Here is a 13,084-nt window from a genome sequence, read left to right on the forward strand (position 1 = left end):
GCCGGCGCTGGTCAGCGGCCGGTGTCGGGGTAGTTGGGGCCGGCGTCGTGGAAGCCGCCCTGGCTGTAGGGATTGACCGCGCCGGGATGGGGCGGGCCACCATTGCCCTGCGCGCAACCGGCCAGGACCAGGGCCGTGGCCATGAGAGTAAGCAAGCGGATCAGGGCGGATTTCATGGTGGTCTCCTGCGCGTACCGCTGCTGCGGGGCGCTGCTGGTCTGTCTTCGTTATTTTACGCTTTGACGGCAGCGCCAGTCCTGATCTTGCGTTTGGTCTGCGGCGCCGCGCAGCGCTGCTGATAGGCCTGCACCGCTCGGGAATTCGCGGCCTGGAAGTAGGGGTGGGGATGACCGGCCTCGCGCAGCGCGTCGTACATGCGGCCGCCCCACACGCATTGGGCCTCGGCTTGTTTCCAAAGCCCAGTGGCCAGGTCTTTTTGGCCGTGGCGCCACAGCGCCAGGCCGTAATCGGCCACGATTTCCTCGTCGCGCGGAATCTCGCGGTAGGACTGCTGCAGCAGGTCCAGCCCGCCGTCGACGTCGCCCCTCAGGACGAGGATCCAGCCCAGCGTTCCCAGGTTGTAGGGAAGGGCGCCGGCCGTGGCTATCGATTTGTGCGCTTGCGCCTCGGCTTGCGCCAGGTAGTCGGGAAAATCCGCCAGATAGTAGGCGATGCTGTTGGCCCAGTCGGGATCGTCCCGCAGCGGGACGTCGGCCTGGCGCCGCTGCAATTCCAGCGCGTCTTCCAGCGCCAGGGCGGGCAGGCCCAGCAGGCGTTCCAGCTTGCATCTTGCGCGCAGCACGTCATGATCCACGGGCTCGGATCCTGAGCGGGCGCGTTCCAGCCATAGGCGCGCCAGGTCGGCGCGGCCGGCCATCAGCAGCAGGTTGGCCATGTCCAGCTGTTGCTGCGGCTCTGCGCCGCAGGCGGCGGTATCCACCAGTTGCAGCGCGCCCTCGGCATCGCCCTGGCTGAACTTGCGGTTGATGGCGTCCAGCTCGTCGAAGCAGCGGCGGTTCTCTGCCGCATTGGCCTCGACCGAGATCGAAAGGGAGGCCGCCGGCCGGGCGTGGCTGAAGTAGGCGGTATTGCCCTGCGCGGTGCTGTACCCAAGGTCTACCCATTGCTCACCCCAGCGCACATGCATGGTGGTGATGTAAGGCCACCCCCCCAGCGGACCATTATCCCCGCCGCTCTGCAGCTGGAAAACACTGCCCCAGGCGCCGCTCCCTATGCGCCGGATCAAGGTGAAGTCTTCGGCGGAATGCGCCTCGCGGGTCCAGATCCAGGCGCTGCGGCCCAGCGCGTCGGTGACGCCGTGCACGATGCCGTCGTGGTCGGGCGTACCCTCGATGGCCTTGTCCTCGCCTGTCAGGAACAGGCGGTATGGCGTATTGGGAGCGATGCCGCCGCCGCGGCTGTTGTCCAGCCTCAGGATCAGGTAGCGGCCATGTTCACCCTTGCCGTACTGCGGCATGCCTTGGGGCGGCGTCGCGGGCGTGTTGCGGGTGGCGGCTTTCCGGGAGGACGAGCCGGCGGAGGCATATGCCGGCAAAGCCGCCAGGGCAAGCGCGAGCGCGCCGGACAACAGCAACGGGTACAGCCTGGATTGCGGAAGCGTCATGGGTGCTGCTTGAGGTCTGAGCGGTGGAGCCTGAGAGACAGGCGGCATTCTCTCAGAGAACGCGGCGCGCCGCTGCCTGGCGAGCAATCGCGCCGGGCGGTGTGTATCGGATGCAGCGGGATTCCTCCTGTGGCATTCTTGCGCCCGCACCCCGCCGCCGCACGCGGCGTATTCCCGTTCCATGATGCCGAAATTCTTCCTGCGGTTCTGTGATTTCCTGCTGCTCTCTGCTGCGGCGGCGCTGTTCGGCGCTTGCCTGACTTCAGTGCTGAAGACCGATGCCTACGGCTGGATGATTCCGGATGCGCCGTTCATGTACGGGCCGTTCGACTTCTACGTCGATGCCGCCTTGGCGGGGCTGGCCGGCCTGCTGGCGCTGGCGCTGGCCGAGCGCGCGGCGCGGGTGCGCCGTTCGGCCGCATGGCGGGCCGCGGCGACGCTGGCCGCCGCGCTGGTTGCGCTCTATCTGGCGCCGCCCGAGGCCCAGGTGTTCGGTAACACCTGGGCGCCTGGCGAGGCCACGATGGAATTGTTCGTGGCGCAGTGGCGCATGGTGCTGCCTATTGCGTTCGCCGTGCTGGCGCTGCGCCTGGGATTGAGGCGCCTGCTTGCGCGGTCCGGGGTCTAGCCCTGCTCCAGCCGGTAGAACTGCTGGCTTGCGATCAGCGTGGCGCCGCAGGATGTCTTCATGCCTTCCAGCGCGGTGCGTCGGTCCGAACTGACGGCGGCCGCGCCTTCGACGATGGTATGCGTGCCGCTGCACTTGGGGCAGGTGACGCGGTCGCCCAGCCGGGCCATGGGCTGGCCGAAGATCATTACTGTTTCGTCGCCCGTGACGACCACTCCGCCATGCGAGGTGCGGTCGCCCTTGCGTATCACCGATAGCTGCGCCATGGCTGCCTGTTGCCCTGTCAGTTTGGTTATGTGTGCTTACAGATAGGTGCCGTCCGGCGCCTGCCGCGGCGTGCCGGTGACGAAGCTGCCGTCGGGCGCCATGCGCACCGGACCGTCGCCGCCCACATAGCGGCCGTCAGGCGCGCGCTGCGGCTTGCCGGCAACGTAAGTGCCATCCGGCGCGCGGGTGATGGGTCCGCCGTCGCCGACGTAGGTGCCGTCGGGGCAACGGCGCGGCTTGCCAATGATGAAGCGGCCGTCGGGCATCATGTGGAATGACTTGTTCATCGCGCATCCTTGTCCTGGGGAACCCGCATGATATCCAGGGTCCGTGATGCGTTTTGTAATAGGACGTGTCATCTTCAAACGCGCAGTCGTTACAGATATGGGAGGATCGGTCCTCTTGTCGCTGCCCGCCGCTGGCCCGGCGGCCGCGATCCTGCCATCCGACCAGATTTATATGAGCGATATCGACACATTGCTGCAGCCCATTGCGGGCGAGGCGCCCTGCGGCGTCGACATGGTGTTCTCAGCCGAATTTGACGCCATCCGCGAAGCCCGCCGCCACGATGATCCGAACCTGGACCAGGGCGACTGGGTTATCGACATCAAGGAGGCCGACTGGCCGGAAGTCATCCGCATTTGCACCACGGTGCTGCGCGAACAGAGCAAGGACGTGCGCGTGGCCGCCTGGCTGGCCGAGGCCTGGGCCAAGACGCGCGGCTTCGCCGGCCTGCGCGACGGCTATCTGCTGGTGGACGGCCTGTGCAGCCACTACTGGGACGGCCTGCATCCCGTGCCGGACGAGGGCGACGTGCAGCAGCGCGTGGGCAACCTGGCCTGGCTGCTGGCACGCTCGCAACAGCTGATCCGCGAGCTGCCGCTGACTCAGTCGGAGGGCGGGCGCTATGGCGCGGCGCTGTGGGACAGCGCCTCGCAACTGGCCAACGCGGTCAAGCGCGCGCCGCAGAACGCGGCCGAGATCACGCGCGGCAAGCTCACGCTGGACCAGTTCGACGCGGCGCGGCGCGACACGCCGCCCGCTTTCTATTCCGAACTGGAAGGCAATCTGCAAAGCTGCTTCGCGGCGCTGGATACGCTGGAACAGACCCTGGCGCAACGCCTGGGCGACGAGGGCCCGGCCTTCTCGCCGGTGCGCGACGCGTTGCGCGACGTGACCGAGCTGACCCGCCGCTTCGCCCGCGACGCCGGGCTGCTGGTGCGCGCGGATACCGCGGCGCCGGCCGCTCCCACCGCTGCGCCCGCAGCTGCCCGGATGGAGCCGACCTTGTCCGCTGCCGACCCTGTTTCCGCCGCGCCCGCAGCCGCGCGCGGCCCGCTGCAAACGCGCGAGCAGGCGCTGGCGCAGCTGCGCGAAGTGGCGGAGTTCTTCCGCCGCACCGAGCCTCACAGCCCCGTGGCCTATCTGGCCGACAAGGCCGCCAGCTGGGGCGAGATGTCGCTGCACCTGTGGCTGCGCACCGTCCTCAAGAACGGCGATGCGCTGTCCGGCCTGGAAGAGCTGCTGGGCGTGCCCAAGCCGCCGGACCACAACGGCTGAACGCAAAGTCACTGTTTGCACAAGCCGGCCCGCGCGGGCCGGCCAAGCGCCAGGCGCCTAGCGGCTGGCGCGGAACTCGATGCGGCGGTTCTTGGCGCGGCCTTCGGCCGTGGCGTTGGTGGCGACCGGCTGGTCAGGCCCCGCGCCCAGCGTCTCAAAGCGCGCGGGCGGCAGGCCCTTGTCCACCAGGTAGGTTTTGACGGCATCGGCGCGCGCCTGGCTCAGCGCCAGGTTGGTGCTGCGGCTGCCGGAGCTGTCGGTGTGGCCGATGATCTGCACCTTGTCGCTATGCAGCTTGGGCACCACGTCCGCCACCTTGTCCAGCAGCTCGCGGCCGCGCGCGGTGAGCGTGGCGCTGCCGGTCTCGAATTCCACCACACGGTTGGTCAGTACCTGGTCCAGCAAGCCCTGTTCGTCCTTGCTGGCGGATACGCGCAGGCCGTTGACGATCTTGTAGGTGGGATTGAGCGAGGTCGCGAAGGCGCTGGCGATCTGCTGGCGCGAGGCTTCATTCTGCACCTCGCCGCGCAGGCGGATCTGGGTGCCGTCGATCTCCAGCTGGCCGCGGTTGATCTGTTTCAATGGCTGGCCGATGAGCTTGCCGACGTGCTCCGACCAGTTCGGCGGCGCGACCACGCCGCCCACATCGATCTGGTCGATCACGTTGCCCACGCCATACACCTGCTGCAGCCGGGCCAGCACATCGGCCTTGGCGGCTTCGTCCGGCACGGCGCCGCTGGCCACGACCTGGCCGGGCTGGGGGATGACGTTGGCGGGCACCACCGTGGCCGCGTCCTGGGCTGCGGCCGTGCAGGCATACAGCGCCGCCATGAGCATGAAGGAAAGGCGCATGGTCAGGCTCCGGTAAAGACTTCAAGAAAGGTGTCGAGCGCCAGGCGCAAGGACAGGCGCGGCTGGTCCAGGTAGCTGGACAGCTTTGCCAGGCCGTGGCTGGCCGATACGTGGTTGCGGACCCAGGGCGCGTCCTCCAGCACGATGTGCTGTTCGGCATACGCCTGCGGCGTGGACAGCAGGCTGGCCAGCGTCTGCGGCGAGGCGCCGCGGAAATCCACGGCCAGCCGGTGCTTGCCGGCGATGCGGCCGATGAAGAGGGTGATCTCGAAGTCCGCGCGCGACAGGAAGGGCGAGATCAGCGTCATCCAATAGGCGGCCACCAGGTTGATGTAGAGCGGATCGTCCGGCAGCGGCAGCGACAGTCCCTTGTCCAGCTGCGAGGAGCCGCTGGACATCACCGGCTCCAGCAGGATGCCCAGCGCCAGGATGATGTCGTGCACGCGCGCGGCGTGGCCGTTGCCGCGCAGCATCGCCTCCAGCCGCTCCACGGTCTGCAGGTCGACGAAGGCGTCGAAGCCGTCGTCGGCCGCTGTGCGGATTTCGCCTTCCAGTTCGTTGAGCGTTTGCAGCGCCGAGGCGGGATCGCCGTCCTGCATCAGCAGGGCAGCGGCGCCGCTCATGCGGTTCCACATGCGGCTGAAGGCAATGGGGCTGCGAGCAATGAAGGCCAACGGCTTCTGCACTTCCACCGAGGTGGCGGAAAGGAAAGGGTAGCGGCGGCCCGACAGGTCCTGGCTGGGCTGCAGATGCCCGGCGATGGCCAGCTTGCCGCGCGACCCCAGGATGGCGAACGGCATGGGCTCGGCTTCGTCGTAAAGCGCCTTCCAGTGCGGTTCCTGCGCCAACATCTCCATGGTGCTGGCGACCCAGGCATCCAGCGTGGCCATCAGCTGCGGATGTGAAGTGTTCTTCACGAAATCGCCGCGGCTGGGAATCTTGCCGAAGTAGGCCGTGCGGAACAAGGGGGACTGCGGGCTGCTCATTGCGGCGCTCCGGGTTGCGTCTGGGCGGAGGATTCGGGAGAGGCGCCGATCACGGACGAGGGCAGGCGCAGGTTGCGCAGGCCCTGGCTGCCGCCGGGCTCGCTGCCGCCGGCGCCGGGCGCCTGGGCGTTGCTGATGATGCGCAGCTTCACCGGCACCGTCACGTTGGATTTGCCCCAACTCATGTTGAAGCTGCCGTCGGCGTTGGCGGTGCGCTGGGCCGTGGAGATCAGGCGTTCCAGGCCGAAGCGGCCGGGTTCGTTGACGATCTCGACCACGCTGCCGTCGAAGGTGGTGGCGGTGATGCGCGCGCCGGGGGCGCCCTGGGCGTTGGGCCACACGAAATTGACCCACTGCGGCGGGGTATTGCGGTAGCGCAGCTGCTGGCCGTCGATCTCGATGGTGTACTCGGTCACGCCGGCCGCGGGCTTGGGCTGGATCTGGAACAGCGTCTGCGGCTGGCTGGCCGCGCCGCTGCCGGCCGCGCCTCCCGAGAGCGGCGCCACCCACTGCGCGAAATTGGCCGTGAAGGTGGGCTGCAGGCTCACGCCCATGTCGCCCCAGGTGCGTGCCGTGAGGATGTCGCCGCGGCGCACCGTCAGCGGACCCAGCGTGTCGTTGACGTACTTGGCGATGCTGCCCTGCGGGCCGAACACCTGGCCGATCTCATCGCTGCTGGCTTCGACGCTGGCGCGGCTGGCAAAGGGGTACTTCTCCGCCAGGGTCTGGTTGAACGGGCGGTAGACCTGCGCGTTCCAGACCTTGTTCAACTCGGATTCCGCCGGCTGCATGGTCACGGCGTAGGCCTGGATCAGCGGGCGCACCAGCAACGGGCGCAGGGTCTCGCGTTGCGTCGCCGACATGCCTGCCAGCATCTGCTCGTCCACCAGCTTCAGCGCGTCGGCCAGTTCCGAGTCTTTGCCTTCCAGGGTCTGGCGCATCAGCGTCAGCGCGCCGGGGCCGGGATCGCCCTGGTTGTTCAGCAGGTTGAAGCGGGTGCGGATCTTGGACAGTGCGCCCATGTAGTTGCCCAGCAGCGACTGGTTGTCGCGCGTGACCACCAGGCGCGCCACGTCGGAGAATTCGCGTCCCACCGGACCCATCGGAATCGCCTCGCCGTTGGCGGCGGTGGCGGGCGCGGCGGACGGCGGCGTCTGGCGCAGGATGACGCGCTTGAACCAGCCGACCACGCCGCTCTGGGCCTGCTGCAGCCCGGCGTTGATCAGCGAAGGGTTGTCCCAGGAGGTTTGCTCATAGGTGGTATTGATGAGCTTGGCGATGGGCGAGGTCTGCGGATCGCCCAGGCGGTTCATCGCGCCCACCGATTGCTCGAAGCTGGTGAAGGGCTTGATCGTCACGCCGCGCAGGAATTTCTGCCACTCCTCGGCGTACTCGGTCTTGTACATCGTCGCCAGGCTTTTCTGGATCTGCTCCGGGCTGCCTTCCAGCGTCAGGTCGTCGCGCGCGTTCACGCCCAGCACCCAGTCGCTGGTCTGCACTTCCTTCTTGGCGGCCTCACCAATGGCGGGCTGAATGTACTGTTCCCAGGCTTCGCGCGTGAACGTGCCGGGGATGGCGTAGCTGCCGGCGACCACGCCCGCGTCGTTCTCGCCCACGATGCGCGCCACCGTCATGGCCTGGAAGCGCGTCGCGGCGCGCGCCTTGAGCGTGGCATAGGCGCGTTCGCGCGCCGGCATGCCCTGCATCACGGCGCGCAGGCTGCCGCGGGTCTTTTCGACCAGCGCCAGATTGGTGTCGATCTGCGGCCAGCCTTCGTCCTGCGCGCGGCCGACATAGAACGAAATCAGCCGCTCGGCGCTGCGGATCAACTGGTCGCGCGGCATGGCGCCGCGGTTGGTTTCCAGCCAGCCGCGCCAGAAGCGCGTGATCTGGTCGGACAGGTGCGTGGGGTCCACGTGCTGATGGTTGGCCATCATCAGGTAGGTCTTGAGCGCGTTGTAGGCGTCGTCCGCGTTGGTGGGCGAGGCGTCCTGGAACAGCGTGTCGCCATTGCCCGCGTGCGCGGCGCGGGCCTGCTGCGGCGCCGGTTGCGGCGCGTTGCCACTGGCTGCTGCGGCGGAGGTGTCGACCTTGGCCAGGAAGTCTTCCAGGCTGGCCTTCACCGGCGTCAGCATGAACTGGCGCGCGCCGTTGTAGTACTCGGCCAGCAACCGCTCCTTCAGCACATCGCCCTGGTACAGGCCCAGCCCCAGGGACCACGGACGGCTGGAGGAATAGCGATCCAGCTGTTCGATGCGGTCCTGCAGGATTTCCATTGCTTCGAGCCTGCTTTGCAGGTCGGTGCGCTCGCTTTGCAGGCGCACCACCTTGTCCAGGTCGGCTTGCACGTTCTGCGCCAGTTGCCGGTTGCCCAGGTAGGACCAGCTCCAGCCGCCCAGTACCAGCCCCAGCGCCAGCACCAGGCCGAAGAAGGCCAGGTAGCGCATGCGCGTCTTGGCGGGACTGGCGTGCTGGCGCACCAGTTTCTTGTCCGCGAAGATCACGCTGGAGAACAGGTCGCGCAGGAAGAAGCCATTGTTGGAGGTGACGCTGCGCGACTGCGCGCGCGCGGCGGGACGCAGTTCGAATCGTTCGGCCAGGCGCTCGGTGGAAGTGCTTTGCGTGATGCCTTCCTGCAGCGCGCTGGTGAAGTAGAAGCCGCGGAACACCGGCTTGTACTGGAACGGATTGGTCTCGAACAGCGTGGACAGGAACGTGCGCAGCGCCGGCTTGATGCCGGCGAATTCCAGCGGGAACGTCAGCAGGCCTGGCGGCAGGTCGCGACTGTTGCGCAGGGAGATCTGCGCCGTGCCCATTTCCTTGAGGCCTTCATACAGTTCGTCGAAGCGGCTGTCGAACAGCGCCAGCACGTCGCGGTTTTCCTCGGCGCCGTAGGGCAGGGTCGCGCCCCAGACACGGTCGCGCTCGCTCTGGTCGCTGTCGGAGAAGAACTCGCTGAAGCCCGAGATCAGGTCGGCCTTGGTGAAGATGATGTAGACCGGCGCGAACACTTCCAGGCGGTCGGTCAGCTCCTGCACGCGCTGGCGCAGGTTCTTGGCCAGGTTGATCGCGAACTCCGGACCCGCGCCCGTCAGCTCGTCGATGCTGGCGGCCACGATGATGCCGTTGATGGGCGCCTTGGGACGGTGCCGCTTGAGCAGGTCCAGGAAGCCCATCCATTCGTTGCGGTCCTCTTCATGCACCGAGTAGCGTCCGGCGGTGTCCAGCAGGATGCCTTCGGTGGTGAAGAACCAGTCGCAGTTGCGCGTGCCGCCCACGCCGCGGACCGCCGCGCCGTTCTTGTCCGCAAAGGGGAACTGCAGGCCGGAATTGATCACGGCGCTGCTCTTGCCGGCCGCGGGGTTGCCGATGACGATGTACCAGGGCAGCTCGTACAGGGCCTCGTTGCCCGAGGTCTGGCCGATCTTCGAGGTCTTGATGGTGCGCACCGCCTGGGTCAGCCGCGTGCGCAGCGCTTCCACGTCGTTGCGGTTGGCGGCGGCGCCCGTCTGCACCTGCTGCTCCAGCATGTCGCCCAGGTTCTTGTTGGCCTTGCGGGTACGCCGCCGGCGCCACAGATAGGCGCACAGCCACAGCAGCACGCATACGCCCAGGGCGATGCCCGCCCAGACCAGGCCGATCTCCACCGTGTCGGCGAACAGGAACAGGAAGACCACCAGGGCCAGCAGCCCGAGCGCCATGAAGGTGCGCGGATTGGCCAGCGCGCGCGAGGACCAATGTCGGCCTTCGCTGATGGCGCGGGAGGCGCCGGATAGGAGATCGGAGGGGCTGCGCATGGTTTGAACTATGTTCTTGTGGGTCAGGCGGGAAGGGTTTCGGAAGGCGACACCAGCGCCAGCGTCCGCAGCGCCGGGTCCTGGGTCATGAGGGCGAGCACGGGCGCGCCGGCCTGGGCGCAGGCGGCGCCCGCGACGGCCACGGTCAGCAGATGCGCGGCCGCGCCGGTATGGCCGCAGCCGGAACCTACTGCCAGGCAGTCCTGGTTGGGGTCCAGCGCCGGAAACAGCGCAGCCGCCAGGCCGGCGGTCTCCAGCGGGCGGCTGCCGCGGTGGTCGGCATCGCTGATCAGCGCGGCCACGCCATCAGCGGGTTGGCCTTGTTCGGCCAGGAATTGCGTGGCCAACTCGGTCACGCGTGGCTCATGCAGCGCGCCGCGCGCGTCGGCGTCGACCGCGCGCTGTGTTTGTGCGGACAGGGTCAGGGTCAGCGCGGAGTCGCTGCGTGCGGGCTCGCCGCCAGGCGCATGGGCGCCCAGGTCCAGCAACAGGCCCGCCGCGGCTTCGCCAGGCACCTGGCCTTGGGGATTGGCGTTCGACATGAGCCGGCCGGCGGCGTCCCATTGCTCGACGCGCGTCGCATCGATGTGGGAGTCGGCGACAGCAACCAGGCGTAGCGTGGCGCTGCGCGCGGTCAGGGGTTCCTGCGCCAGCTGGCGCAGCAGTCCATCGCTGGTGAGCGCGTCTGGCGCGGCGTGCAGGCGCTGGACCATGCGGCTGGCAGGCCACGCCGCCGCCGCGAGTACCTGGTCCACGGCATGGTCGCGCACGGCGTCGGACCAGTCGGCGGGCAGCAGCAGTTCCAGCTGCAGCAGCGGCCATGCTTCGTCATGTTGCGGTTCGCCTTGCTTCAGCACGATGGCGCGCGCTTCCAGCGCCAGCGCCTCCACCACCTCTGCCAGCAGGGCGGTTGCGCGCACGGGTTCTTCTTCGAGCGCGGCGGCCGGGGCGCGGGCCTCGCGCGCCGCGGCGCGCAGCGCATCGGTATCGAGCTGCGGCGCGCGCGCGCTGAAGACAGGAAAGCCTTGCGTGTTCTTGAAGGAAGGGTCCAGATCCGGACGCTGCTGCGCGGCCAGTGCGGCATGGATCGCGATGGCCTCGCTGCCTACGGCGGCGCTGGCAGCGCTGGCCAGCACGCGCAGACTCGCGGCCTGGGGAGCGGGTTCGGCGGTCTGGGCGGCGTCGTCCTGCGCGGGCTGCGCCGGCGCGGCGCGGGCCTCGCGGCGCGCACGCACGATGCGCGCGCCGCTCCAGGCGGCGGCGATCAACGCCAGCGGCAGCGCGAACAGATAAAGGCCGATGTCCACGCCCGTAGGCAGCGTGCGCGACTCCTGCCACCAGATGATGACGGCGAGCCAGACCACGCCGAAGACGAGGGCCAGCAACAGCCCGGTTTTGAGTATGCGGCTCATGGATGCGATATGACGCTTTCGGAGTTGATCATTGCGCGGCTCCGCCATTGCGCCGCATGACGCCGGGGCGGCGCAGCTCGGTGTGGCCGAAGTCCATCATCTTCCAGCGGCCGCCCCAGGTCAGGCCGACGCGCTCGGCGGTTTCGCCGAACAGTTCGTAGCCGCGCATGGCCCAGGGATCCTTTTCGGACACGACCACCTTGCCGTCGCGCAGGAAGGCGCTGTCCGCGGCCAGGCCGAACTGGTGATAGCTCTGGTAGGCGCCGGCATTGGTCACGTGCGAGCCCATCTTGGCAAGCTCCGCCTGGCGGTCGGGGCTGCGATAGCCTTCGATCAGCACCATCTCGTAGCCGTGCTCTTCACGCATCACGCGGTACGCGGCCAGCAGGCGCTGGCGGTAATCGGCGTCCAGCAGGTTCCAGTCGCGGCTGGCGCCGCCCAGGTTGGGACGCACCAATTCCACTTCGCGCGTGGTGAACGCTTCGGGCGGCAGCGGAGGCGGCGGGACCAGTCTTTCGCCGGTCAGCAAAGCCTGGATGCGAGGGTCCGGACCCGCGGTTCGATCCTCGTAAACAAATGTGTGATTGTGTCGCATGACGAAAGCGAAAAGTGACGGAAGCAACACAACCAGCAGGCCCGCAGCGATGTGCCAGCGGTATGCCGAAAACGCGCCGCCAGCCTTTCCAAAGCCCGTGCGCAGCGCCTGCGCGGAGTCGCCCATCGCCCCTCCTGCGTGTCCCGCGCCGCGCGCCATGCCCTGGCGTATTCCCTGTGCAAGCGCGCGCGCTCCCCTTGCCGTGGCCTCCCGCAAGGACGGAAAGACAAGCAACGCGGAAACGCCGATGGCGAGCAGAAAGTAGAGAGGCAGCAGGAGAAGCAAGGAGGTCCCTCAGTTACGAAGGCGTAATCTTTTGTTCTATTCGGGATTCAGGCAAGCGCTTGGACGTTGCAAAACGCGTCTGTGGCTTAGAACTCGTAACAAGAATCGATGATGCGAAAGAAGTCATCAGGTATTCTCGAACCCCTTGGTTACAGGGGTTTAGACGACCTCTGCAGACACGGGACTTCGCATGGCAGAAGACGAAAAAAGATCGCGATCACCGACCTCTGTTCCCAGCTTGCTCGCAGGACGCTCACCGTCACCGGATGAACGCGCAGCGTCGCGCATCCTCGCCGCGCTAGAGGGGCGAGTGCCGGACGCCGAAGTCAAACACCTGGCGCCCAAGCGCCGTTCCCGCTTGCCGCTGGCCTTGCTGCTGCTATTGCTGACGGGTGCTGCGGGCGCGGTGTTATATAGCGTGTTCGATACGCCGCCGCTGCCTGTGGTCGCTGAATCGACTCCTCCGGTTACGCCGCCAGCGCAGCCCGCCGCCGCGCCAGCCGCTCCAACAGCGGGTGCGCGCGTGGCCGCTGCCGATCCCGACCCGCAGCCTTCTTCCGCGGCCGTCATCGAAGACCACCCTCTCGCGCAATTGGGACTTCCCAATGCCGATGAGGACCGCGCGCCCGAGAACCCCTTGTCTGCGTTGGCCGTCACCGCCACGCCGCCGCAGCCTCGCGCTGCGTTGCAGGCGCAGGCCGCTGCGCCCAAGGCAGCCGGGCCCACGGTGCCGCGCGCGATCACTTCGCAAGGCTCGCCCAAAGCGTCGCCCCAGGCCGCGCCGCAGCGCGCCAAGACGCCGCGCAACGATTCCGACGCCGCATTGCTGGCCGCGCTGATGTCCTATGGCCTGCCGCCGGCGTCGCCGCCCGGTACCAAGGTCTACAAGAACGACGGCGTCTTCGTCCGCGAACTGCCGGGCTCGCCCCTGGCGGCCCGGTTGGAGCAATGCCGCAAGCTGGGCTTCCTGGAAAGCGAGCAATGCCGCTTGCGGGTGTGTTCGGGCTATTGGGGCACGGCGCCCGAATGCCCCAATCCGCAAGCCCAGGTCGAACCCTGAGTCTTCAGAGAAGGTTTT

The 13,084-nt window shown here is 67.9% G+C and carries 12 protein-coding genes; 3 read left to right on the forward strand and 9 right to left on the reverse strand.

Features of this window, described 5'->3' with window-relative positions; translation table 11 throughout:
• Window positions 1-11: 11 nt before the first annotated feature.
• Window positions 12-176, reverse strand: coding sequence for a hypothetical protein (locus tag HV766_RS03365; RefSeq protein WP_166738255.1), 165 nt, complete (start codon window positions 174-176; stop codon window positions 12-14).
• A 56-nt stretch (window positions 177-232) separates the two neighbouring features.
• On the reverse strand, window positions 233-1,624 hold the full coding sequence (locus tag HV766_RS03370; protein ID WP_254593264.1) for a tetratricopeptide repeat protein: 1,392 nt from the start codon (window positions 1,622-1,624) through the stop codon (window positions 233-235).
• Between the two features lie 181 nt (window positions 1,625-1,805).
• On the opposite strand from HV766_RS03370, the gene HV766_RS03375 reads away from it, so the two are divergent.
• Entirely contained in the window at window positions 1,806-2,252 is a 447-nt protein-coding gene (locus HV766_RS03375) for a hypothetical protein (protein ID WP_225590388.1), read from the forward strand.
• On the opposite strand, the gene HV766_RS03380 is transcribed toward HV766_RS03375, so the two are convergent.
• Together HV766_RS03380 and HV766_RS03385 are read right to left on the reverse strand one after the other, a co-directional pair.
• Window positions 2,249-2,518, reverse strand: coding sequence for a PAAR domain-containing protein (locus tag HV766_RS03380; RefSeq protein ID WP_042795237.1), 270 nt, complete (start codon window positions 2,516-2,518; stop codon window positions 2,249-2,251). The two genes, HV766_RS03375 and HV766_RS03380, sit on opposite strands and share 4 nt — an antisense overlap.
• A 36-nt stretch (window positions 2,519-2,554) precedes the next feature.
• Window positions 2,555-2,806: a hypothetical protein gene (locus HV766_RS03385; protein WP_175159920.1), complete on the reverse strand. Its 252-nt coding sequence runs from the start codon at window positions 2,804-2,806 to the stop codon at window positions 2,555-2,557.
• A 172-nt stretch (window positions 2,807-2,978) separates the two neighbouring features.
• Between HV766_RS03385 and tssA the strand changes: the two genes are divergently transcribed.
• Entirely contained in the window at window positions 2,979-4,079 is a 1,101-nt protein-coding gene (gene tssA / locus HV766_RS03390) for a type VI secretion system protein TssA (protein WP_175180562.1), read from the forward strand.
• 57 nt (window positions 4,080-4,136) lie between these two features.
• On the opposite strand, the gene HV766_RS03395 is transcribed toward tssA, so the two are convergent.
• From HV766_RS03395 to HV766_RS03415, 5 genes are all read right to left on the reverse strand, one after another.
• Window positions 4,137-4,931, reverse strand: coding sequence for an OmpA family protein (locus tag HV766_RS03395; RefSeq protein WP_119450364.1), 795 nt, complete (start codon window positions 4,929-4,931; stop codon window positions 4,137-4,139).
• A 2-nt stretch (window positions 4,932-4,933) separates the two neighbouring features.
• On the reverse strand, window positions 4,934-5,917 hold the full coding sequence (gene tagF, locus HV766_RS03400) for a type VI secretion system-associated protein TagF (protein ID WP_054452055.1): 984 nt from the start codon (window positions 5,915-5,917) through the stop codon (window positions 4,934-4,936).
• Window positions 5,914-9,618 (reverse strand): type VI secretion system membrane subunit TssM, encoded by a 3,705-nt coding sequence (tssM, locus tag HV766_RS03405; RefSeq protein WP_054452329.1) that lies wholly within the window; start codon window positions 9,616-9,618, stop codon window positions 5,914-5,916. The genes tagF and tssM overlap by 4 nt, the downstream gene beginning before the upstream one ends.
• A 119-nt stretch (window positions 9,619-9,737) precedes the next feature.
• Window positions 9,738-11,126, reverse strand: a complete 1,389-nt coding sequence (locus tag HV766_RS03410; protein ID WP_175180563.1) for a hypothetical protein — start codon at window positions 11,124-11,126, stop codon at window positions 9,738-9,740.
• A gap of 28 nt (window positions 11,127-11,154) precedes the next feature.
• Window positions 11,155-12,006, reverse strand: coding sequence for a M15 family metallopeptidase (locus HV766_RS03415; RefSeq protein WP_054452053.1), 852 nt, complete (start codon window positions 12,004-12,006; stop codon window positions 11,155-11,157).
• A gap of 310 nt (window positions 12,007-12,316) precedes the next feature.
• On the opposite strand from HV766_RS03415, the gene HV766_RS03420 reads away from it, so the two are divergent.
• A complete protein-coding gene (locus HV766_RS03420; RefSeq protein ID WP_175180564.1) occupies window positions 12,317-13,066 on the forward strand; it encodes a hypothetical protein in 750 nt (249 codons plus the stop codon).
• Window positions 13,067-13,084: the final 18 nt, after the last annotated feature.

It is taken from the genome of Achromobacter aegrifaciens, assembly GCF_902859735.1.
GTDB lineage: Bacteria > Pseudomonadota > Gammaproteobacteria > Burkholderiales > Burkholderiaceae_B > Achromobacter > Achromobacter aegrifaciens.